Source organism: Citrobacter sp. JUb117 (assembly GCF_024809055.1).
GTDB lineage: Bacteria > Pseudomonadota > Gammaproteobacteria > Enterobacterales > Enterobacteriaceae > Citrobacter > Citrobacter gillenii.
Genome location: NZ_JANUFB010000002.1, coordinates 634,978 through 657,739, shown reverse-complemented (window position 1 = coordinate 657,739; position 22,762 = coordinate 634,978). Strand labels below are relative to the sequence as shown.

Annotated in this window: 23 protein-coding genes and 1 pseudogene; 12 read left to right on the top strand and 12 right to left on the bottom strand. The window is 51.0% G+C overall.

Annotated features, from left to right (window positions below; translation table 11 throughout):
* Positions 1-22 precede the first annotated feature (22 nt).
* From M2374_RS06980 to M2374_RS06955, 6 genes are all read right to left on the bottom strand, one after another.
* Positions 23-343, bottom strand: coding sequence for a hypothetical protein (locus M2374_RS06980; protein ID WP_182240343.1), 321 nt, complete (start codon positions 341-343; stop codon positions 23-25).
* Positions 340-1,965 (bottom strand): P-type conjugative transfer protein TrbL, encoded by a 1,626-nt coding sequence (trbL, locus tag M2374_RS06975; protein WP_259154125.1) that lies wholly within the window; start codon positions 1,963-1,965, stop codon positions 340-342. Before trbL ends, M2374_RS06980 begins: the two co-directional genes overlap by 4 nt.
* A 2-nt stretch (positions 1,966-1,967) precedes the next feature.
* Positions 1,968-2,156 (bottom strand): hypothetical protein, encoded by a 189-nt coding sequence (locus tag M2374_RS06970; RefSeq protein ID WP_182240339.1) that lies wholly within the window; start codon positions 2,154-2,156, stop codon positions 1,968-1,970.
* Positions 2,157-2,158: 2 nt separating this feature from the next.
* Positions 2,159-2,953, bottom strand: a complete 795-nt coding sequence (gene trbJ, locus M2374_RS06965; RefSeq protein WP_182240337.1) for a P-type conjugative transfer protein TrbJ — start codon at positions 2,951-2,953, stop codon at positions 2,159-2,161.
* Between the two features lie 269 nt (positions 2,954-3,222).
* Positions 3,223-3,447, bottom strand: a complete 225-nt coding sequence (locus tag M2374_RS06960; protein ID WP_045338569.1) for a hypothetical protein — start codon at positions 3,445-3,447, stop codon at positions 3,223-3,225.
* A gap of 2 nt (positions 3,448-3,449) precedes the next feature.
* Positions 3,450-3,659: a TraC family protein gene (locus tag M2374_RS06955; protein ID WP_229589561.1), complete on the bottom strand. Its 210-nt coding sequence runs from the start codon at positions 3,657-3,659 to the stop codon at positions 3,450-3,452.
* Positions 3,660-4,147: 488 nt separating this feature from the next.
* Here M2374_RS06955 and M2374_RS06950 point away from each other — a divergent pair, with 488 nt between their 5' ends.
* The 8 genes from M2374_RS06950 to M2374_RS06915 all read left to right on the top strand — a co-directional run bounded on the left by M2374_RS06950 (position 4,148) and on the right by M2374_RS06915 (position 9,403).
* Positions 4,148-4,513 (top strand): plasmid mobilization protein, encoded by a 366-nt coding sequence (locus M2374_RS06950; RefSeq protein WP_122349715.1) that lies wholly within the window; start codon positions 4,148-4,150, stop codon positions 4,511-4,513.
* Between the two features lie 355 nt (positions 4,514-4,868).
* Positions 4,869-5,342 (top strand): TIR domain-containing protein, encoded by a 474-nt coding sequence (locus M2374_RS06945; RefSeq protein ID WP_182240335.1) that lies wholly within the window; start codon positions 4,869-4,871, stop codon positions 5,340-5,342.
* A gap of 11 nt (positions 5,343-5,353) precedes the next feature.
* The gene (locus tag M2374_RS06940; RefSeq protein ID WP_122349717.1) at positions 5,354-6,217 is read left to right on the top strand and encodes a DUF4231 domain-containing protein; all 864 of its coding nucleotides are present in this window, start codon (positions 5,354-5,356) and stop codon (positions 6,215-6,217) included.
* A gap of 36 nt (positions 6,218-6,253) precedes the next feature.
* Positions 6,254-7,093 carry a hypothetical protein gene (locus M2374_RS06935; RefSeq protein ID WP_182240333.1) on the top strand — a complete coding sequence of 280 codons (840 nt, stop codon included), beginning with the start codon at positions 6,254-6,256 and terminating at the stop codon, positions 7,091-7,093.
* Positions 7,094-7,172: 79 nt separating this feature from the next.
* Complete coding sequence (locus M2374_RS06930; RefSeq protein WP_122350180.1) at positions 7,173-7,367, top strand: transcriptional regulator; 195 nt, start codon at positions 7,173-7,175, stop codon at positions 7,365-7,367.
* Positions 7,364-8,401, top strand: coding sequence for a PIN domain-containing protein (locus M2374_RS06925; RefSeq protein ID WP_122350181.1), 1,038 nt, complete (start codon positions 7,364-7,366; stop codon positions 8,399-8,401). Before M2374_RS06930 ends, M2374_RS06925 begins: the two co-directional genes overlap by 4 nt.
* A 118-nt stretch (positions 8,402-8,519) precedes the next feature.
* Positions 8,520-8,708, top strand: coding sequence for a hypothetical protein (locus M2374_RS06920; protein WP_113771100.1), 189 nt, complete (start codon positions 8,520-8,522; stop codon positions 8,706-8,708).
* A complete protein-coding gene (locus tag M2374_RS06915; RefSeq protein WP_122350183.1) occupies positions 8,705-9,403 on the top strand; it encodes a competence protein CoiA in 699 nt (232 codons plus the stop codon). Before M2374_RS06920 ends, M2374_RS06915 begins: the two co-directional genes overlap by 4 nt.
* Before the next feature lie 189 nt (positions 9,404-9,592).
* On the opposite strand, the gene mscS is transcribed toward M2374_RS06915, so the two are convergent.
* Together mscS and M2374_RS06905 are read right to left on the bottom strand one after the other, a co-directional pair.
* Complete coding sequence (mscS, locus tag M2374_RS06910; RefSeq protein WP_096756182.1) at positions 9,593-10,471, bottom strand: small-conductance mechanosensitive channel MscS; 879 nt, start codon at positions 10,469-10,471, stop codon at positions 9,593-9,595.
* Between the two features lie 368 nt (positions 10,472-10,839).
* A complete protein-coding gene (locus M2374_RS06905; RefSeq protein ID WP_115257795.1) occupies positions 10,840-11,043 on the bottom strand; it encodes a YfgG family protein in 204 nt (67 codons plus the stop codon).
* Between the two features lie 349 nt (positions 11,044-11,392).
* On the opposite strand from M2374_RS06905, the gene M2374_RS06900 reads away from it, so the two are divergent.
* The gene (locus M2374_RS06900) at positions 11,393-13,663 is read left to right on the top strand and encodes a sensor domain-containing phosphodiesterase (protein ID WP_181688881.1); all 2,271 of its coding nucleotides are present in this window, start codon (positions 11,393-11,395) and stop codon (positions 13,661-13,663) included.
* On the opposite strand, the gene ppx is transcribed toward M2374_RS06900, so the two are convergent.
* The 4 genes and pseudogenes from ppx to purM all read right to left on the bottom strand — a co-directional run bounded on the left by ppx (position 13,643) and on the right by purM (position 19,261).
* Positions 13,643-15,184, bottom strand: coding sequence for an exopolyphosphatase (gene ppx, locus M2374_RS06895; protein ID WP_181617580.1), 1,542 nt, complete (start codon positions 15,182-15,184; stop codon positions 13,643-13,645). The two genes, M2374_RS06900 and ppx, sit on opposite strands and share 21 nt — an antisense overlap.
* A 131-nt stretch (positions 15,185-15,315) precedes the next feature.
* Positions 15,316-17,379, bottom strand: a pseudogene (gene ppk1, locus M2374_RS06890) (polyphosphate kinase 1); the annotation flags it as partial.
* Between the two features lie 203 nt (positions 17,380-17,582).
* Positions 17,583-18,227 (bottom strand): phosphoribosylglycinamide formyltransferase, encoded by a 645-nt coding sequence (purN, locus tag M2374_RS06885; protein WP_181617579.1) that lies wholly within the window; start codon positions 18,225-18,227, stop codon positions 17,583-17,585.
* Positions 18,224-19,261: a phosphoribosylformylglycinamidine cyclo-ligase gene (purM, locus tag M2374_RS06880; RefSeq protein WP_181688882.1), complete on the bottom strand. Its 1,038-nt coding sequence runs from the start codon at positions 19,259-19,261 to the stop codon at positions 18,224-18,226. The genes purN and purM overlap by 4 nt, the downstream gene beginning before the upstream one ends.
* Positions 19,262-19,552: 291 nt before the next feature.
* On the opposite strand from purM, the gene bglK reads away from it, so the two are divergent.
* The 3 genes from bglK (at position 19,553) to upp (ending at position 22,680) form a co-directional block, all read left to right on the top strand.
* Positions 19,553-20,431 carry a beta-glucoside kinase BglK gene (gene bglK / locus M2374_RS06875; RefSeq protein ID WP_181688883.1) on the top strand — a complete coding sequence of 293 codons (879 nt, stop codon included), beginning with the start codon at positions 19,553-19,555 and terminating at the stop codon, positions 20,429-20,431.
* A gap of 8 nt (positions 20,432-20,439) precedes the next feature.
* Complete coding sequence (locus M2374_RS06870) at positions 20,440-21,870, top strand: 6-phospho-beta-glucosidase (RefSeq protein WP_181688884.1); 1,431 nt, start codon at positions 20,440-20,442, stop codon at positions 21,868-21,870.
* A 183-nt stretch (positions 21,871-22,053) separates the two neighbouring features.
* Entirely contained in the window at positions 22,054-22,680 is a 627-nt protein-coding gene (gene upp / locus M2374_RS06865) for a uracil phosphoribosyltransferase (protein WP_096756189.1), read from the top strand.
* Positions 22,681-22,762 lie beyond the last annotated feature (82 nt).

The window sequence follows — 22,762 nt, the reverse complement described above, 5'->3', positions numbered from 1 at the left end:
GTTGTGTGGGTCTCGTCAGTGATCACTGCTTGCCGGGACTCTCTTGCTTCTGTGCTTCCTGCGCGGCTTGGATGGCCATCAACGCCTGCTGATTCAGGGCTGCGTTATTCTTGCTGCCCAGCAAAGGTAGACGATTCATAGCCTGTGCCCCAGCAAACATGCGATAGGACGCCGACAATGCGAGCGGGTTCACTCGAAGCTGCAAGGCCGTGTACTGGCGATCTAGACTATCGAGTTGCGGCCCGTAGCCCTTGCTACGTAGCCATCGGCCGAGCGCCCACATGCCGATGGCAAATGTCGATGCGAATACTACGAATCCAGCGAACATCAGTATGTCCATCATGGTTGTTTCTCCGAGTTGTCGTTGTTTGATGCCGTGCCGGGCACATTGAGCGAGGCTAGGCGACTTGTGGCGGGGCTTTCGTCCGAGGATGGACGGATGACGTTAGATTCCGTTTGTGCAGCTTCCACGGTTGTTTCCGCGCCATTGGTTGGAACGGTCGAGCTGGCACCATCGGGAACAGGCGGCGGAGATCCTGCACCAAGAGACAGAGAATGCGCATTCTCCATGCCCGGCACTGCCATCGAGGTCATCACACCGAGCGCTTTTGCGCTAGCGTTGGCCGCTTGGGAAAGGGCGTTGCCAGAGCCAACAACTCCCCCTTTTGGTGCCCCTTGCTGGTCTTTGTCGTTTCTGTCCTGCGCCGCTCTCCCGGCCTGCTTGGTCGCCTGCTGGACACCACTGCTAGGCTGCTGCGGAGCCGTGCCCGGTGATTGAGGGGCGGCACTGCCACCTACGCGGGCACCGGCCGACGACGCACCTTGGGCGGCCGCTTGGCCGCCCGTGCTCGCGCCGAGCCCAGCGGCCGCACCGCCGTGAGTCGCCGCCGCTGCGGGCGCACCACCACCGGCAAAACTGGAATTGATCGCAGAAGCCAGACCGCCGCCGCCAATTCCACCTGCACCCGCTACACCGGCCCCAGCAGCGCCGCCAGTACCGGCAGCGCCAAGAGCACCGGCAGCAGCCGGAGCGGCCGCCCCGGCCGTGGCGATGGTGGCAGCCGCCGCAGCCGCTCCGGCTGCCCCGGCCACCGCCATCCCGCCAATGGCTGAGCCACCGCCCATGGACGTGCCGCTAATCATGCCGCCGATCAGGTCAGGAATAGTCTTGGTCAGATAGCAGCACACCAAGGCCAAGCCGACCATCGTCATCAATGACGCTTCATCATTGGTATAGGCTGCTAACCACTGCTTAGCCGACTGTACAACCAGGCCGACAATCAGAGTCAATACAAATAGCTTTGCACCAATCGCGACGGTGAAACGCATTGGCGCAATTGCAAATTCCCGCGTCCATTGCGAGCCACCAAAGCCCAAGAACAGCACGGATGCGTTGATGATTACGTAGGCCTCTACGAGCGTGACAAACATGAATGCAGCGATGAATGCGAAACATGCCAGCACAAGAATTGCGCATACAGCGATCAGAAGTCCCTTGGCCGGAGAAAATACTGAAATGCCCTCTACCATTGTGCGGCCAAAATCCAGCGCAACTGCAAGCATATCGCCGGGTTCTAATGCACGCCCGAGGCCGCTCGCTGATGCCGCTGCATCGCGGAAACTATCGACGATGGCCGTCGACCACTCCACTGAGTACTTCATGACTGCAAGGAAGAAACCGATCACCAGCACGAAGCGCAGCAGCTCGCCGACAATCTCGCCGAAGTCGGCTTGCTTCATTACTAGAGGCATGAACGTCCAAATAAACTGGATCGAGGCCAGCAGCCAGAACAGTCTGATCGCATAGTCATACAGCTTCGCTGACCACTGGTGCGACTGTTGCAAAACTAGGTCGAGTAGGCCCTGAACCGATGTATCGGCATGGGAAAGGTCGGTCGCGGCCATAGCATTTCCGGCCATGAACACACTCGCCAAGGCGAGGAACAACAAAAGACGACGATCCATAGCTAGTACCCCTTCACGCCGCCGCGAGTGTTGGGGCGCGCCTCAAACGACGCATCAGCGTCACGCTGTTGCCGTTGTTGCTCAGCCATCGCAGTACATTCGATGTTGCTTTGAACCACCACGGCAACCATGTAACCGGTCAGTGCGGACCCGGCGCACATCAACGCGATTAGCCATTTCGAAATAGTCATTCTCAGTACTCCTTCACGCCGCCGCGTGTGTTTTTCCGCGCTTCAAACTGCTGTTCAGCCGCTTCGCTAACGGCCTGTCGGTCGCCTTGCTGGGCCATGTAGTTGCCCTGCATGTTGATTTGGGTGGCCATCAGATCCCGCAGTTTTTGCAGTTGCTGCACGTTCTGCGAGGCGATTTCGTTGCCCGCCTGAATAGCTTGCATGCGGCCTACGGCTGACTGCGAACGGGCCACCATGCGAGCAAGCTGGGCGTCTTCAGGCTCGAACGTGCTGGTATTGAGATTTGCCGCTTCCATCGCCGTTTTCACGTTGTCGCGGCCCTGTTGCGACCACTTTTGATAGCGATCCTGCGCCGGGACCTCTGCCGAGTTCGCTGCTTGATTCAGGTAGGAATCGAAGCCGGGGAAAGCCGTGTTGAACTGCGAATCCATGTTCTGGATTTGACGGCCCAAGGCCTGCGAACGGTTGTAGATGTTGACCACGCTTTTCAAGTCAGCCGCAATGCTGCCAAACATCGAATCGGGCAGGCCCGTGCCCTGAGTGACCATGTTTTGGTACTGCTGAATCTGCGTTTGCAGTTGCTCGGCGGTGTTCAGCGCCGTGTTGACCTGTTCGGCGTACTCGAACATCTGTTGATAGAACGTCGAGCAGTTAGAGCAGTAGATGGCGTAAGCCGGTGCAGGTGTGATGTAGAGGCCTACACCAAGGCCTGTGGTTGCCATTGCCACAGCTAGCGCCGCGCCACGGCCAAATACCCGAGCGACATAAGCTGACGTTTTTCGCGATTCCATTTCCATGCCGAATACCTCATTTTGTCGTAATCTGAGGTTTGATTATTGTCCGATACGGGGTGGTTTTGAATATGCGGATAGATACTTATCCGCATAGATTTCAATGACTTGCGTCCGGAAACTGTCCGTCAATCATCCTTTGCAATGATGCCAACCATCTGACTTGTCTAGGGTTTTTCTTTCATGAGGAAGAATACTTAGCTGTCCGGTTTGATGCTTTTTGCGGACAAAAAAAAGCCCACCAAAGTGAGCTTTTGATAAGTTTGTGCGCGGCGTCAGTGGGCCGCGTAATAAGGATTCTGAGCGCGATAAAGGCTACGTTCAGTCTCAGGGATGTGCAGCGTCTCTAGGTGCCACTCTTCGAGTGAAGAAGCTAGCTCGGCCGCAATGCGCTGGGCTTCCACAACGGGCTTACTAGATTGCCCGCTGGCTCGACCTAGGCAGGCTTGCAGTTCATTGAGTTGATTGGCCAAAGCGCTGATGCGGTGAGCTGTCTTCATGATCAATTCCTCTTGCTGATCCGTTCCACGATTCTATCGAATTCTTCCCGGATCTGATCGTCCGTAAGCTCAAGATTAACCAATCCTGATTTTATTGCAATTCTTCCGATTCTTTCTGCTGCCTCATTGTCGAGCTTTGCAAGCCTTGCCTTAGCCATCTCTAGCTCAGAAAGCGCGTCAGCTCGTCGCTCGGAAAGGGTTTTTCTAGCCAATTGTAGTGCTCCTTTTTTGGTGCCATTTCGGCCTTAACCGATTGTGATCACGGAGATTTTAGCGACCGCTGGAATTTCTGACCACATCTGGATTTGCGTCGCTAAGAACGAAGCGCGGCCCCGGCATGTTGGTCGCCACTCCTGTGCTTTCTCCGCCCTGTGTGATCCGTTCAGTTAAAGTTGGTCGATTAAGTAAATTCAAGGCAATTTTAGGAAACTCCTGCTTAGATTAATGCAACTCTAGGCAACTAAGGAAAAATGAACGAAATTCAAGGAAATTCAAGGCAACTTGCGTTACCGAAACGGCCATTAGCATTAAATTTCTTTGAGTTGCACTCAGACAGACGGCAAGATGTGTGTTGTGGGCCTACGCTGCTCCGCAGCTACGACCCCCACCACCGCCCCTTACTCGCCTTCGGCTCGACGGATCTTGCTCTGCGAGGCTTGCCGTCGCTGCCGCGACAATTGAAAAGCTGGAGAGGTACAGCATGGAGAAAAAGGAGAAGCACACCCCTCGACGGAAGTTGCCGCCCATCAAGGTGTGGGTGTCGGAGGACGAGCGCGCAGAGATCGAGGACAAGGCCAGGCAAACTAACATGTCATTGTCCGCCTATCTGTCCGCTGTAGGCCGCAACAGGCCCATTCGATCCGCACTTGACCTGAAGGCGGTTGCGGAGCTTGGGAAAGTAAACGGCGACCTTGGGCGGGTGGCAGGCTTGCTGAAAATGTGGTTGGCAGAGAAACGCGGGCATGGTGCCCCGGCAGCGGACGTTGATGCATTGATGAGGGAGTTTCGTGAGCTACAAGGGAAAGTTTTGGCTGTTATGAGCAATGTTGTTTATGAACGGAGATAGGAGCGGCGCCTAAGACCGGTTGCAGCATTTTTTCGTAACGCCATTTTAGAAAAATTATGGCCAATTGGGCATGCACATCATCTCCAATTTGAGGGGGCTTTTGAGTTTTGCCATTTCCAGAGGGCCGTATCAGGGCACAATCTTGCTGACTGCGCACGACACAGCTTCATGACTCCATCGAGGGCACAGTAAAGCCCTGTGTCTAAGGCGATGTTGCCGCTGCTAGCAATTGGCAGGCGAAAACGCTTTTTTGGATTGCGCAATCCAAAAAAGACGTGGCATTAGGCCGGTATCGCGCTAGAGTCCTTAAGTATAAAAAAATGCTGTGGTTTTCCGAGACGTGGAGAAGATAGTAATGGGGCTACCAAGAACATTTGTAGGATTTAGTAGTACGGACATTCACTATTATCGATTAATGCTTGCGTGGAAGCAACACGAACATATTGATTTCAGTTTCACTAATTGCCAGCTTTCACAAGAAATAAATTCAAGCGATGAGGCATATATAAAACGTAAGTGTCGCGAGCGCATAGATATGGCAGGAACGTTTGCTGTGCTTATTGGTTCTGATACACGTAACAAGCACAAATATGTAAGATGGGAAATGGAAGTCGCGTTAGAAAAAAAATGCAGAATCATAGGCATAAATTTGGATGGCGCACGTAGCGTGGTAGAAGCAAAATGCCCGCCTATTATTCGAAATGTAGGAGCTATCTTTGTTCCTTTTTCACCAAAAATTGTTGCCCATGCGCTTGCTAATTGGACTAAGCAGCCGAATGATGACTGGCATTATAAAGACGAAGTTTATAGAAGTCTCGGATATAAGTGATCGGAGAATATATGGAAGATAAAGATTTCCCTGCCCTCTATCGGTCTGCTAATGAACTTTCGTTAAAGTCGCAGTCGCAATTTTTCTTAGCTTTAAGGTGCCATCTTATTACCTTGGTTCTCGCCGCATTATTATCAATAGTAAGCTTTCCACACTGGACTGTAGCAGCCTTGCAGGTCTTTGCTCTTTTAGGAGCTTTGGCGTGCTCTATCTATTTGTTTAGTGTTAGGCCAGAAAAGCTTTGGTACGGTGGCAGAGCGGTCGCAGAATCTATAAAGACGATAACTTGGCGCTATGTGTGTCGAGCTGAACCGTTCCAGGGAGACGATGAAAGCGCTCGGAAAGATTTTCGTCTGACACTTAAAGCAATAATTGAACAAAATCGAGAGGTTTGCCGGGCGCTCACTGACCACCTTGAAGGTATCCAAGTTTCTCCTAAGATGGAGCAGATCCGGTGCGAAACATTAAGTAAACGCAAAGAAATATATGTGAAAAGCAGGATTGGAGATCAACATGCATGGTATGCCAACAAAGCTAAATTCAATCGTAGGAGAGCTCGGTATTTTTTTTGGGTTCTGATAACGGTCAATACCTTCGCTGTTGTTTGTGCTGTGGTGCGGGTTGCTAACGTAGAGGTGCCTTTTTGGCCAACTGATGTTTTCGTAGCAGCGGCTGCAAGTATTTTAAGTTGGATGCAAGCAAAGCGATTTTCTGAATTAGCGGCCTCGTACTCTTTAACGTCTCACGAGATAGGGTTGGTAAAAGAAGAAGCGAAGCAGCCAAATACAGATGAAAAGTTTTCTGTATTTGTGGGGGATGCGGAAAATGCTTTTTCCCGAGAACATACGCAATGGGTTGCAAGGAAAGATGCGTAGATGCTTCTGTCAATGGCATGATTTAGGGGGGGGGATATGTTTAATCTTATTATGAGATCGGTTGAGTGGGACTCTGGGCAAGAATCAATGGAGATTGGCCGGGTTTTTGAATATACGGATAGCCACATATCTCAAATTTTTAGAGAAAATAATATTCCATCGCTGGATAGACTTATAGCCCTTCCGTGTCTGTTTATGCAAGAAGGAACGCGGGATGAGGTTGCTTACGTTGGTCAAATAAATAGAGCAAGAATAGTAGGTGGTGATATATCTTTTGAGTATTCATTAGACAGTGAGGTGCCAGTTATTCATAACTCATTTATATACAAAAATAGAATGGCACTTGATATGCCAAAGGATTTTGAGTTCTCTAGGAATCATTGGGCTGTTAAGGATATTGATCTTTATCGATTTTTGCTTAGAACGGTTAGGCCGAGGCGCCAACGGCCTACGGTATTTCAGATTTCAGAACATGAGAGCATTGAAGCGATGCTGGTCTCTGTAATGATGCCATTTGATGCTGCTTTTAATCCGGTCTACAACGGTATTCAGTTGGCCGCAGAAGGGGCTGGCCTTCGTTGTCGTCGTGCCGATGATATTTGGGAGAATCCAGCCGTAATTCAGGATGTAGTTGCTTTAATAGATAGAGCGCGTGTTGTGGTGTGTGATTGCACAGGTAGAAACCCTAACGTCTTTTATGAGGCTGGGATTGCGCATACTCTGGGTAGAGAAGTCATACTAATAGCTCAAGCTGAGCACGACATACCGTTTGATCTACGGCATCTACGATTTATTCGTTATCATGCGAACGCGCAAGGAATAGCCGAATTGTCCGTGGCTTTGCAGGCACGAATTCAAACCATTGTCGGTCACTAAATTTATCTTCTTGTTGCAGATGTCTTGGATGTACACCGAGAAGCCTTGTATTGAACTCTCAGCATAGAGGACAGGTGAGATGAAAGACAGATCACATGACAAGGCCATGGTGGAGTATTTCCATGCTATTCCTTCCTACGCAGCGGAGTTGCTTGCCGAAGTTCGCCTAGACGGCGACCCGGCTGAACTGGCTATTTTGCTGCGTCAGACGGCTGAGGCGTTCGGCCAGGACGGATTGCGGGTAGTTTCTCAGACGAGGAAGGAGCGCGAATGACCCTGAAATTGTTAATAGATACGTGTGTATGGCTCGACCTCACAAAAGATCCCCGCCACCTTCCGCTGTTGGATGCCCTATCCGCGATGAGCGAGGCAGACGAAGTAGTACTCGTTGTGCCGCAGATTGTTATCGATGAATTTGCACGGAATCGCGACCGAGTGATGGCCGCGAGTAGAGCCAGCCTTTCGAGTCACTTCAAGAGGGTTCGAGAGGCAATTATGCAGTTCGCACCTGAAGATGGCCGTGAGGCTACGATCCGGCAGCTAAACGAAGTGGATCACCGCGTGGCGACTGGCGGCGAGGCAGTAAACGAGGCGGTAGACCTCATTGAAAAACTCTTTGCCGACTCTCAGCCTGTGCCCGTAAGTGACAGTATTAAGCTGCGTGCAGCTGACCGAGCTATCGCCAAGATTGCCCCTTTCCACCGTCAGATGAATGGCATGGGAGATGCAATCATCATCGAGACCTACATTGATGCTCTGGCTGCGCGTCAGAGTGACGACGTGTTCGCGTTCGTGACTCATAACATCCACGACTTTAGCCGTCAGGGAGCAGATACACGTTTGCCACACCCGGATTTAGAAGCCCTTTTCGATGGCGTGAGATCGAGATATTCAACCAACCTAAGCACACTGCTCAGCGAATTCGCCAGCGAATTGATCGAAGAAACCAGGTTTGAGCGCGAATACAGTCAAGCTCCTAGACAGCTATCCGAGTTGCTCGAAGCAGAGCAGAAACTGACTACTCAAGTTTGGTACAACAGGAAGTGGAACATCATCGCTAACGTCGAGGATGGGGAAGAAAGGGTGGTGGCTAAGGAGGAGTGGGACAGAGCTGCGCCGGAAGAGCGGCGGAAGCTTGTGGTCGATTCGATTTGGGAGGGAATGCTAGCTGCTATGAGGAGCGCGGAGGAGGAACTCGGCGCGGAGGCGCTGGGGCCGTGGACTGACTTCGAGTGGGGGATGATCAACGGCAAGCTGTCTGCTATACGCTGGATGCTCGGTGACGAGTGGGATATGCTCGATACGTAATACACAGACAGTTATGGATCGCCGTTGCTGTTTTGGATTGCGCAATCCAAAACAACGCCTGTGGGCGTTCTGAATTATCGTTCGACCGTTTGCGCTACCAGAGCGGAGGGCACCATCAATGAAAGACAGATTACATAGTGAGGCTATGGCTGAGCTTTTCCGTGCCAGCCCAGACTACGCATCTGAACTGCTGGTCGAGGTTCGCCGCGGCGGTGACCCGGCAGAGCTTTCCATTCTGCTGCGACAGGTAGTCGAGGCGTTTGGGGAAGACTTTGCAACTCTGACTTTTGCGACGAGGCAACCATGACGCAAGTGGCTTGGAGGCGCGACGGCGTGCCGGTAGATGCCGCTTCCATTCCGGGCATTGAGTGGGAGGCCTTGAAACAGGTGGCACAGCTAGGTGACTTCATGATGCCTTGCTGCAAGGCGCCAGCGGTCCTCAAGACAAGCATTAACGGCTTGGCCTTCTTCGCCCATCTTTCGGATGAGTGCGATACCGCACCGGAAACGAAGTGGCACAAGGCAGGCAAGGCAGCAGTGATGGCCGCTTTAACAAGCATGGGCATCGAGAGTCGTGACGAGGTGCCGGGCCGATCTACGAGCGGGGACAAGTGGGAGGCCGATGTTCTCTTCTCGGTTTCGGGTCGCACCATCGTGATCGAGTTGCAACGCTCTTACCAGCATCTGCGCGACTTCACTCGTCGGCAGGAGCGATATGCTGCCTCGGGTGTTGAATCTTACTGGCTGGTCCGCAAAGAGACATTTCTGACCTTGGGAAAGGCCACATCGCGACTTCTGCTAAAGCGTGACTTCGGCAACGTGTTTCCGCCTGGTGGAATCGGTACAGGTATGCTGCCTGAGTTACCGGTAGCGATGTTGGAGACCGAGGGCGAGCAGGTGGTTCAGTTCGGTGGGTTCAAGACTGCGACTGTGGCGGTGTGGCTGGCTGGCATCATAGATGGCGCATTCCAGTATCGTGGCGGATCTTGGAATCTTGGTTGACCTTGAATATGTCGCATGGCATTTTTAATGGTATCTGAAGGATTTTTGTGCGCAATATACTGTCAAATAACGATTTTTTTTGATAATCAATAATAGAATGGGAATGATAACCTTCCACTTTGCCTGATTTTACTCTGGCTATTCGCACAAACACCCTCTGTCTTTACAGAGGGTGTTTTGTTTTTGCAGTCAATCGACCAGTTGTAGCTGAGGCTGTGATTGTGATGGGACGTTCTGAACACGGATATCCATCTGCGGATAGGGCAAGTCGATATGGTTGGCATCCATCGCTTCTTTGATGTTTTCCAGTAGATCGTAATACGTGTTCCAGTATTCGCCGTTACGCACCCAAACGCGAACGTAGAAGTTAAGCGATGAGGCGGCAAGTTCGCCCAGACGCACGGTTACGCCGCGACTCTGATCAACGCGTTTATCCTGCTCGATGATATGAGTAATGACGCGTTTCACTTCTGCAATCCGACTCTGATAGCCAACGCCAATCACCAGGTCGATACGACGAAACGGGTGGCGAGAGTAGTTAATAATATTGTCAGAGATGATTTTACCGTTAGGGATCACCACCTCTTTGCTATCAGCGGTGAGTAGGGTAGTTGAGAAAAGATGCACTTTTTCGACTGTCCCGGTGACTGCACCAATTTGTACGATCTCGCCGGCGCGAAATGGACGCAGGGAGACCAGCAGCACGCCAGCCGCAAAGTTGGACAGCGATCCCTGTAGCGCCAGACCGACGGCCAGCCCGGCGGCACCAATGATGGCAATAATGGATGACGTTTCAATGCCGATGCGGCCCAGAGCCGCAACGACAAAAAATGCCAGGATGATGTAGCGGACTAACGCAGTGAAGAACTGGATAATGGTGATATCAACTTTACGCTTTAACAGCAGTTTCTCCAGTCCGCGAGAAAGCAACCGTGAGACGAACTTACCGATAAACAGTAAAATCACGGCGGCAACAATGTTCCATCCAAATTGAATAACTGCATCGCTGTGCCCAGTGATCCACTCTAGACCGCTTCGTATTTTCGGAAATAATGTAAAACCCTGCATTGTATTACCCTGTCGAATGTATAAAAATAAAAAGGCTCATATAAATATTCAATTACATTTGATATATAAATGTGCACGCCAGTTATATTAATTAACACTATTGGTTAGTGGCTATTTGAGCTGTATTTGCGTTTATTATGTCCAATAAACAGAAACATAGAAAATCAGCGTGAATAGTGTGGTGATGAGGAGCGAAAAGATAGTGTAATTGTGCGGAAATCAAAATTGATTGGCTGGGGTGACGTGTGGTGTTATAAAAATAGTGACAGGAGGGAACACAAATCCCTTACCGGATGGTTAACTGTCAGACGATTAGCCATCCGGTAAGGAATCTTGAAGCGCAGAGCTTTACAGCGGTCTTTAAGCGATTAATGTTTATCGATTTGAACAGGGGAAGTCTGTTGCGACAGGCTGCTCTGTTGGGATTCTTTCTTGTTCTGATGGTGGTGCCACGCACCGATAGCAGAGTAGACGAAGCGTCCAAAGAAGAAGAGGAAGCTGATAAGCAGTACGATCCGGATCATGCGACTGTTAAATCGGTGTCGTTTTCGTAGGCTGGTAACCTGGCTCACAAAGGGTTCCTTAAAGTGTACCCAACAATGGACGATGCTTACATTAAGGCACACTGTGAGGGAATGGTCAATTCATCATTATGTAAAAATGCATCAGTTGTTTTATCTTCTTATGTTATGAAAGATAATTTTATTATTTGCATTAATAATGAATTAACGATAACAAAAGAGGAAAAAGGTAATAAATGATTAATGGGTCCTGTTTTCCTTGATATATGTCAAGCGCCCTATTCAGGTGATAACTAAAATTGATGAGTCATTATGATGTGTTGTACATCATTGTTTTAAAGTCAGGTGGGATACCTGTCTGAATACCCCTTCAGGATGTGAGGGACTCTACTGAGCATCTATGAAAATCAATAAAAAGTATATTGTTATTAGAGACCAATGGTGGGCATTACCTCTCATCTTACCCTCCCTGTTATTGCCTTTACTGAGTTGTGTGAACACCTACGCGCATATTAGTACGGGGAACGTCGTTCTTTTTTATCTACCTTTAGCGCTGATGATTAGCCTGATGCTCTTTTTTGGCTGGGCCGCATTACCGGGCATTATCATTGCGATCAGCTGGTATAAACTCCCACAGGTTGGCGTGTTTGAAACAGTGTCAATCATTGCACACTTTGTCGTAACGATTGTTCTCAGTTGGGGGGGATATCGGGTGTTCGCCCCCCGACGGAACAACGTGGCTCATGGTGACTCGCATCTGATGTTTCAGCGTATATTTTGGCAGGTTTTCTGTCCGGCAACGCTGTTCCTGGTACTCTTTCAGTTTGCCGCGTTTGTTGGCGTGTATGCGAGCAAATCAGGGATGATGGGCGTCATGCCTTTCAATACCGGCACATTGATCAATTATCAGGCCTTACTGACGGGAAACCTTGTGGGTATTCCGCTATGTTATTTTATCATTCGGGCAATACGGAACCCTTTTCACCTGCGCGGCTATTTTTCTCAGTTAAAACAGCAGTTTGATAATAAAGTCTCGAAAACGGAGTTTGCAGCGTGGTTGATAGTATTGACGACGTTGATGACGCTGTTGTGTATGCCGTTAAATGAAAATAGCTCGATTTTCAGTACGAATTATACCTTATCCCTGTTATTGCCCGTCATGCTGTGGGGGGCAATGCGTTACGGCTATCGACTTATTTCACTGATGTGGGCGGTCATACTCATTACGGGAATACATCATTATCAGAGCTACATGCCCTGGTACTCAGGTTACGATACGCAGCTGGCGATCACCTCGTCGAGCTATCTTGTTTTCTCCTTTATCGTAAATTACATCGCCGTGCTGGCAACGCGTCAGAGAGCCGTTACCCGACGTACATATCGTCTGGCGTATTTTGATCCTATGGTGCATCTTCCAAATCTGCGCGCGTTGAACCGGGAGCTGAAGAAGTCGCCCTGGTCCGTGCTCTGTTTCTTGCGGATCCCTGGCATGGAACCGCTGGTCAAAAATTATGGGATCATGCTACGTATCCAGTACAAGCAAAGAATCGCTCACTGGATAGCGCCCTTTCTGGAACAGGATGAGTACGTCTTTCAGTTATCGGGTAATGACCTTGTCCTGCGGTTTAACACCGAGTCCCACCAGCAGCGCATTGAGGCATTGGATCAGCACATCAAGCAATTCCGCTTTGTCTGGGATGGTATGCCTTTACAGCCACAGGTGGGGATCAGTTATTGCTATGTTCGCTCTCCGGTTAATCATATCTACCTGTTATTGGGCGAACTTAGCACCATTGCCGAACTCTCCCTTGCCACCAACACGCCTGAAAATTTGCAACGTCGTGGTGCCATGCACCTGCAGCGGGACCTGAAAGATAAAGTGGCGATGATGAATCGGCTACAGCAGGCGCTGGAGCACAACCGCTTTTTCCTGATGGCACAGCCCATTTATGGTGTGCGTGGCGATGTGTACCATGAAATCCTGCTGCGTCTGAAAGGGGATGACGATGAAATCGTTACGCCGGATTGTTTCTTACCCGTCGCGCATGAGTTCGGTTTGTCCTCCAGCATCGATCTGTGGGTCATCGAGAATACGTTGAAATTTATGGCTCAGAATCGGGAGAGAATGCCAGCCCGTCGCTTTGCTATTAATTTATCGCCTACCTCGGTGTGTCGCGCCCGACTGCCGACCGACATCGCGCAATTGCTGGCGAAATATAAGATTGAAGCCTGGCAACTGGTCTTCGAGGTAACGGAAAGCAATGCCTTAACCAATGCCGAGCAAGCGCAGGCAACGCTGCTGCAATTGCAGTTACTTGGCTGTCAGATAGCGATTGATGATTTTGGCACCGGCTATGCCAGCTATGCGCGACTGAAAAATGTGAGCGCCGATATCCTGAAAATTGACGGCAGCTTTATTCGCAATATTGTTTCGAATAGCCTCGACTACCAAATTGTGGCATCGATTTGTCACCTGGCGCGAATGAAAAAAATGATGGTGGTGGCGGAGTATGTTGAAAGCGAAGAGATACGCAGCGCGGTGGTTTCTTTAGGAATTGATTATATGCAGGGCTATTTGATCGGTAAACCGCAGCCGCTGCATGAGATTTTGCAAGAACAGGTGCCAGAAATTCTGGCACCTGTAGAAGCGTTATGCGGCGATATCAGGTGAGCGTTCTTCTTCAATTTTAAGCCGCCAGCCCGTTACGGCTTCCCAGTATTGCTGCTCTTTTTCCAGATCGAGCAAAACCAGCGCGTTCTGGCTGAACCAGTCATGCGGGAAGCGCAATGTCCAGTGGTTCTCGTCGGTGATAAGCGTCAGAGTCGGCGGCGTAGTTGTCGCCTGGCGCTGGTTGTTCAACAAGACACCCAGACGTAACAGCTGGATAAGCGGCAGGAACTGCTTCTTCTTAAACAACGCAAAGCGCGGCAGGTCGTCGAGCTTAACCGCTTTGCGATGGTAGCGAACCAATGTCGCCATCATCAACTGCTGTTCCTGGTTAAAACCTGGTAGGTCACTGTTTTGCAGAATGTAAGCCGAGTGGCGGTGCAGGCCACTGTGGTTGATGTTCAATCCCACCTCATGCAGCATGGCGGCCCATCTGAGTAATGCTTCCAGCTGCGGGTTCGCCAGCTTAGGCTGCTGCGCATGCCACTGCTCATACATTTGCATAGTGGTTTCCAGCACGCGGCGCGCCTGTTCGCTGTCGATGTTGTACTGGTTTGCCAGGCTGCTGGCGGTACGGCTGCGTACGTCCTGATGGCGGAAGCGACCTTCCATTTCATACAGTACGCCTTCCCGAAGCGCACCATCAGAAAGGCGCAGCTCACGTATTGCCAGCGCATCAAAAACACCGTACAGGATAGCCAGTCCGGGAACAAAAACCGCTTTCCGCTCCTCGGACAGCCCCGGCATGCTGAGCGCGGCAAAAGAGGAGTGCTTCAGGACTTCGCTGGTCAACATCTCCAGGCGTTCAGGGGTAATAAAACCGTCTTTTTCACCCATCTCCAGCAGCACCTCGTGCGCCGCTTTAATGGTGCCTGAGGCACCCAGCGCCACGTTCCAACCCTGAATTCGAAACTGCCAGGTTAAGGTTTCCAGTTTTTGCGCTGCCGCCATGCGGGCGCGCTGGAAGTTTTCCCGAGTGATAATGCCGCCTGGGAAATACATCTGGGCAAAGCTGACGCAGCCCATCCGACGGCTCTCGACCAGTTTAGGCTCGAAATCTTCACCGATCACCAGTTCGGTAGAACCTCCGCCGATGTCGATCACCAGCTTACGGCCTTTCTCCGGCTGCGTATGTTCCACGCCCATAAAAATCAGTCGGGCTTCTTCGTTACCGGAAATAATTTCGATCGGGTAGGGGATGACCTTTTCTGCGCGCTTGAGAAAATCAGGGGCATTTAGCGCCTGACGCAGCGTATGGGTCCCCACAATACAGACGCTTGATGGGGGAAAACCCTGCAGTCGTTCCGCGAACAATGACAAACAGCTTAATCCACGCTCCATGGCTTCTTCGCTCAGCTTATTGTCTTCGCCGAGGCCATCCGCCAGATGTACGCGTTGTTTTAGTCGCCCTATAATTTGCATCGCTCCGTCAACTACGCGGGCAATAACCATATGGAAACTGTTTGAACCCAGGTCGACCGCAGCAAATTCCTGCGGTCGTGGTGACTTGTCGTGTATTGGCATAGCGTTTATCCGTCATACTTCAAGTTGTGTATGTGTTGGCTGCATTCGTTCACCCCAGTCACTTACTGGCGTAAGTTCCCGGGGATTCTCTCATTTGCCGCCTTCCCACAACTTGAATTATTTAGGCTAGTGTCAGGTTGCTCGAGTGATTTGATGTAGTCATAAATTGCCAACTGCGACTGAACCTTACGGCGGTTTCCACGTGGCACGTAGCGATTACTCAGTTCTTTATCAATGTAACGGGCTTTTACCGTATCGCTGAACAGGATCTCGATAATATCCAGCACGCGCTGCTTGAGGTGTGGATCCAGCAGCGGTGTGGCGACTTCGATACGATAATCGATGTTTCTTGTCATCCAGTCCGCCGAGGACAGGTATACCTGTTTATCGCCGCCATTCTCGAAGATATAGACCCGGTCATGTTCAAGATAGCGGTCAACGATGCTAATCACGCGAATATTATCACTGATGCCTTCCAGATTCGGGATCAGGGAGCACATTCCGCGGATCAGCAAATTAACCGGTACGCCCGAGCAGGACGCCGCATACAGGCGGTCAACGAGGCCCTTATCGACCAGGTTGTTCAGTTTTAGCGTAATGCCGGAAGAATGCCCCTGCTGTGCATTGGCAATCTCTTTGTCGATCATCGCGTACAGCAGACGTCGTGAGTTCTGCGGGGAAACCAACAGATAATCGAAGGTCACCGGACGATACGGGTTTTCGATAAAGTTGAACACCCGACGCACTTCGTTGGTAATACGCGAATCGGCGGTAAGCAAAGAGTAGTCAGTATACAGTCGCGCCGTTTTTTCGTTGAAGTTCCCGGTCCCGATATGGGCGTAGCGCACCACCTCGTCGCCTTCTTTACGCGAGATAAGGAACAGCTTGGCGTGAATTTTCAGACCCGGTGCGGAGAAGATGACGTGCACGCCGGCTTCGGTCAGACGCTTGGCCCAATGAATGTTGGCTTCTTCATCAAAGCGTGCCTGTAACTCGACGACCACGGTCACTTTTTTACTGTTGTGGGCCGCATGGATCATTGCGTCGATGATGCGGGAGTCTTTTGCCACGCGGTAGATATTGATCTTTATAGCCAGCACGCTCGGGTCAAACGAGGCCTGGCGCAGCAGTTCAAGGACGTGCTCAAAAGTATGATACGGATAATAGAGCAGCACATCACGCTCGCGGATCGCATCAAATCCGTTACGGAACTTCTCGTTATCAAACCAGATATGGCGCAGGCGAGGCAGCGGCTTGTTCACCAGATTAGCTTTGCCAACGTTGGGGAAATTAATAAAGTCTTTAAAGTTATGGTAACGCCCGCCGGGGACGATCGAATCGTAGCGAGAGATCGTCAGTTTTTCACGCAGCACTTCGACCAGCGCATTGGGCATATCTCGCTGATAGACAAAGCGCACAGGCTCTGCGGTCAGACGCTGCTTCAGGCTGGACGACATCAGCTCCATCAGGCTGGATTCCATCTCGTGCACCAAATCGTATTCGGCGTCGCGGGTCATTTTCATCGAATAGGCGTTCAGCGTATCGTAATCAAAGAACCCTTTGAAAATGTCATCCAGGCAATAGCGCAGAATGTTGTCTAGCAAAATCATCGGCTTGCGGCGGCGCGGTGTTTCCGGTGGCAGATTCACAAAGCGGGGAACCTTGTCGGACGGAATTTCCAGCAACGCATAGCGAATGGTATCGCCGCGAATGATCTCTACGGCCAGATAGGTATAGTCGTCCTTCAGAAACTGGACTAAATCTGTCTCGCGGTTAATCAGGATCGGCGTAATGTGCTGGCGCAGATATTGCTTGAAGTAATGACGCAACCAGCTCTGCTGATTGGCTGACAGTTGGCGCTCATTGATTAAGAATATCTGATTGCGCGCCATCTCCAGCAGTAATTCATTGTACAGGCCATCGAACTCCTGATCGGCTTTCAGTACGCGGGCCTGGATTTTGCCTAACAGATGGCGGGAGTGAGAGTTAGAACCCTGCTCTTCGCTAATAATGATGCGGCGTTTTAGTTCGGCAAAACGAACTTTATAAAACTCGTCGAGGTTATTGGAATAGATGCCCAGAAAACGCATCCGTTCAATCAACGGGTTTGACTTATCAGCAGCTTCCTGCAGGACGCGTTCGTTGAACGCTAACCAACTAAGCTCTTTCTCTATGTATAGCTTTTCCTGACCCATTAATACTTTTACTCCGTTTCATTCACGGGACACTACGTGATCATTATGGCGAGCACGACTGGCATGTGCCAGAAAAAATGAGGGGAATTGCAGGATGTAGGCCGGATAAGACGCTTTAGCGTCACCATCCGGCATAAAAGCCCACATGAGTGCCGGATGGAGGTGTGAATGCCTTATCCGACCTACGAGGCAGGGAGGCTATTTTATGCTTCGTCGGCCGCGTAGCCTTGTGGTGGAAGGCGAATGCCGTCCAGCCAGGCTGCGTTATCGCGCATTTGCAGACGACCATCGACAAACCAACTGACCACCAGCGGATAGATGGCATGTTCCTGGGCCTGAACGCGCGCCGTCACGTCATCTTCGCTGTCGCCGTCAAACACCGGCACTTTCGCCTGCAGAATAACCGGCCCACCGTCCAGTTCGTCAGTGACAAAATGAACGGAGGTTCCGTGTTCTTCATCACCGTTTTCCAGCACCTGACGATGTGTATGCAGGCCGGGATATTTGGGCAACAGAGAAGGGTGGATATTCAGCAAACGTTCGGCATAGTGGGCGACAAACGCCGGGCTGAGGATACGCATATACCCGGCCAGTACCACGACGTCCGGCGCATAGGCATCGATCTCTTGTATTAGCTGGCGATCAAAGGCTTCACGGCTGGCAAACTGGCTTGCCTCCAGCGAATGTGCCGGAATGCCTGCTTCGCGTGCACGTTCAAGGCCGAACGCGTCGGCCTTATTACTGAATACTGCACGTAGGGTGCCCTTGATTTTTTTCTGTTTGCAGGCGTCAATGATCGCCTGCAAATTGCTTCCGTTACCGGAAATGAGCACCACTATGTTTTTCATTCAATGACCACACGCTGTTCGGAATCAGACGCTTTGATGATACCGATTCTCCACGCGTTTTCACCTTTTTCATTCAGCAGCGCAAGAGCATTGTCCACTTCAGCTTCTGGCAGAGCGATAATCATGCCTACGCCGCAGTTGAAGGTGCGATACATCTCGTGCTGACTGACGTTACCCGCTGTTTGCAGCCAGTTAAAGACGGCTGGCCATTGCCAGGAGGATTCATCGATTACGGCCTGGGTGTTGTCAGGCAAGACGCGTGGGATATTTTCCCAGAAACCGCCGCCGGTCAGGTGGGCAATTGCGTGCACGTCAACCTTCTCGATCAGTTCCAGAATGGATTTCACATAAATGCGGGTAGGCGCCAGCAGATGATCGGCCAGTGATTTGCCTTCCAGTTCGGTCGTTTCCGGGTCGCAACCGCTGACTTCGACAATTTTACGCACCAGGGAATAACCGTTGGAATGCGGGCCGCTGGAGCCAAGTGCAATCAGCACATCGCCATCAGCCACTTTTGAGCCGTCGATGATTTCTGATTTCTCAACCACGCCTACGCAGAAACCGGCCACATCGTAATCTTCACCGTGGTACATCCCCGGCATTTCAGCGGTTTCACCGCCGACCAGCGCACAGCCAGACTGCAGGCAACCTTCGGCAATACCGGCGATCACGCTGGCAGCGGTATCGACGTCCAGCTTACCCGTCGCATAGTAGTCGAGGAAAAACAGCGGCTCAGCGCCCTGCACCACGAGGTCGTTGACGCACATCGCCACCAGGTCAATACCGATGGTGTCGTGGCGCTTCAGATCCATCGCCAGACGCAATTTTGTGCCTACGCCGTCAGTGCCGGAAACCAGTACCGGTTCACGATATTTTTGCGGCAATGCGCACAGCGCACCGAAGCCACCCAGACCCCCCATAACTTCCGGGCGACGGGTTTTCTTTACTACTCCTTTGATTCGATCGACCAGAGCATTCCCTGCGTCAATATCAACACCGGCATCTTTGTAGCTAAGAGAGGTTTTATCGGTCACTGCCTGGTTCCCCACGTGTTTACTTGCAGTAAAAGTTAAATTCGGCGCAATTCTAACAGGGAAAGCAAACGTTTGCGAGCCTGCTTTGCATCGGCTTTTTTCTGCCATTTTTTTCAGCGATTTACATTCACATACGTCTTTATTTGACCTGAACCACGAAAATGAAACCGGGTTCAGCCTGGTGCTTGAAACCGGATGATGTAATGCACAGTATCTTACTGAAACCGGTTTCTGTTTTTATCAGCAGTGATGAAATTAACGGCGACCACACGTCAAAAGGAAGGATCATTAATGAATATCGCGGCATTCGATATTGGTGGTACGGCATTAAAAATGGGCGTGGTTAGCGAACAGGGCGAATTGCGGGAAAAGGGCAAGCTGTCGGTGCCTGACTGCGATGGCGACAAAATTTTGCAGGGCATGCTGGACTGGGTTGCTGCTCATGCTGACTGCGAGGGCATCGCTATTAGCGCGCCGGGTTATGTCAATCCGACGACCGGTTATATCGAAATGGGCGGGGCGATTCGCCAGTTTGACCATTTTGCACTCAAAGCATGGCTGGAAGAGCATACCGGTCTGCCGGTGACGGTTGAAAATGATGCCAACTGTGTCGCCCTCGCTGAGCGCTGGCAGGGGAAAGTAGCCGGTATCGAAAATTTCCTTGTCCTGACCATCGGGACGGGGATCGGTGGGGCAATTTTCTGCAACAACCAACTGGTGCATGGTGCGCGTTTTCGTGCCGGTGAATTTGGTTATATGCAAACAGCCCGACCCGGAACACGTGACGTCAGACGCTATTCGATGAATGAAAACTGCACCCTGCGCGTTTTACGTCATCGCTACGCGGAACATATCGGGAGCGTACTGGAAGACGTCTCGGGCGAAGATGTTTTTGATCGCTACGACGACGGAGATCCTGTCTGTCAGCGTTTAGTCACTGAGTTTTTTAACGACCTCGGCACGGGTCTTTATAACCTCGTCAATGTGTTCGATCCGCAGGTGATATTAATCGGTGGCGGCATTGTTGAACGCCCGGGGTTCCTGTCGCTGTTGCGCCATCATTTGGCCTGGTTCGGTATTGCGCAATATATCGATATCGTCAGCCACGGCAACGACGCCGGGTTGTACGGTGCCGTTTACCATTTCAATCAGCAAAACAGATCGGCATAGGAGCTAACATGTCTGGATTTAAAGCAGATTTCATGTGGGGCGGCGCGGTTGCTGCTCACCAACTGGAAGGTGGCTGGCAGGAAGGGGGAAAGGGGATTAGCGTTGCTGATGTGATGACGGCGGGGGCGCATGGCGTCGCTCGCGAAATTACCGATGGCGTGCTGGCAGGAAAAAATTACCCCAACCACGAGGCTATTGATTTTTATCATCGCTACAAAGACGACATTAAGCTGTTTGCCGAAATGGGGTTCACCTGCTTTCGTACGTCCATTGCCTGGACCCGTATTTTCCCACAGGGTGATGAAACGCAGCCAAATGAAGCTGGCCTGCAATTCTATGACGATCTGTTCGATGAATGCCTGAAATACGGTATTGAACCGGTGGTTACGCTGTCGCATTTTGAGATGCCGTACCATCTGGTGAAGGAATATGGCGGCTGGCGTAATCGTAAGTTGATTGATTTCTTTGTCCGTTTTGCCGAGGTGGTCTTCACCCGCTTCCAGCATAAAGTGAAGTACTGGATGACGTTCAATGAGATCAATAACCAGGCTAATTTCCACGAAGATTTTGCACCGTTTACCAACTCCGGCTTGAAGTACCAGCCAGGCGAAGACCGTGAGCCGGTAATGTATCAGGCTGCACACTACGAACTGGTGGCGAGTGCACTGGCGGTAAAAGCGGCGCGTGAGATTAATCCCACGCTGCAAATTGGCTGCATGATTGCCATGTGCCCGATTTACCCGCTGACCTGTGCGCCTGACGATATAATGATGGCGATGAACGCCATGCATCGCCGTTACTGGTTTACCGATGTCCATGTGCGCGGCAAATATCCGCAGCATATTCTCAACTACTTTGAACGTCGGGGATTTGAGCTGGATATTACCGAGGAGGACCGTCAGGCGCTGACTCAGGGCTGTGTTGACTATATTGGTTTCAGTTATTACATGTCCTTTGCTACGCAGGCTTCAGCGGAGAATCCGCAACTGGATTATGACGAAACGAAAAGCCTGGTCTCCAACCCCTATGTGCAAAAATCGGACTGGGGCTGGCAGATTGATCCGGTCGGCCTGCGCTACTCGCTAAACTGGTTCTGGGATCATTATCAACTCCCGCTGTTTATCGTAGAAAACGGATTTGGTGCCATCGATATGCTGGAAAGCGATGGGACGGTGAACGATCAGTACCGCATTGACTACCTGGCGGCCCACATCAGTGAGATGAAAAAAGCCGTGGTGGAAGATGGCGTCGATTTAATGGGCTATACGCCGTGGGGGTGTATTGATTTAGTGTCCGCCGGGACGGGCGAAATGAAAAAACGCTATGGTTTTATCTACGTCGATAAAAATAATGACGGTAGTGGGACATTAGCACGCTCGCCTAAGAAATCTTTTTCATGGTACCAGCACGTCATTCAGACCAATGCTGAATTTTTATAGAATTCAATGGATTGATGCTCGGCCCCGCCCAGCGTGCGGGGCGTGTCTTATACTCATTTTTCAGACGTAAATGACTTTGGTTGATCCATATCAAGCGTATGCAGTGTTGCGCCAGAGAGGAAAAGCGGTATAATCCGGCGATTTTTTTTGTGGTTGCCACTCGTCTGAGGAAAGGAGAAGAGTATGAAGATCGTGGAAGTCAAACACCCACTCGTCAAACACAAGCTGGGATTGATGCGTGAAAACGACATCAGCACTAAACGCTTTCGTGAACTCGCCTCGGAAGTTGGCAGCCTGCTGACTTATGAAGCAACCGCTGGTCTGGAAACCGAAAAGGTGACCATTGAAGGCTGGAACGGTCCGGTTGAAGTCGACCAAATCAAAGGTAAAAAAATCACCGTTGTGCCAATCCTGCGTGCGGGCCTGGGCATGATGGAAGGCGTACTGGAAAACGTTCCGAGCGCGCGTATCAGCGTGGTGGGCATGTACCGTAACGAAGAGACGCTGGAGCCGGTACCGTACTTCCAGAAACTGGTGTCTAACATTGACGAGCGCATGGCGCTGATCGTTGACCCGATGCTGGCCACCGGCGGTTCCGTTATCGCGACTATTGACCTGCTGAAAAACGCGGGCTGTAGCAGCATTAAAGTGCTGGTGCTGGTTGCTGCACCAGAAGGCATCGCTGCGCTGGAGAAAGCGCACCCGGATGTTGAGCTGTATACTGCATCAATCGACCAGGGGCTGAACGAGCACGGATACATTATTCCGGGACTCGGCGATGCCGGCGATAAGATTTTTGGTACCAAGTAAATGAATAAATAAAAAGAAGCCGACTTTAAGAGTCGGCTTTTTTTTGAATAAAACAACCCAATCGCAATAACAAACAATACTC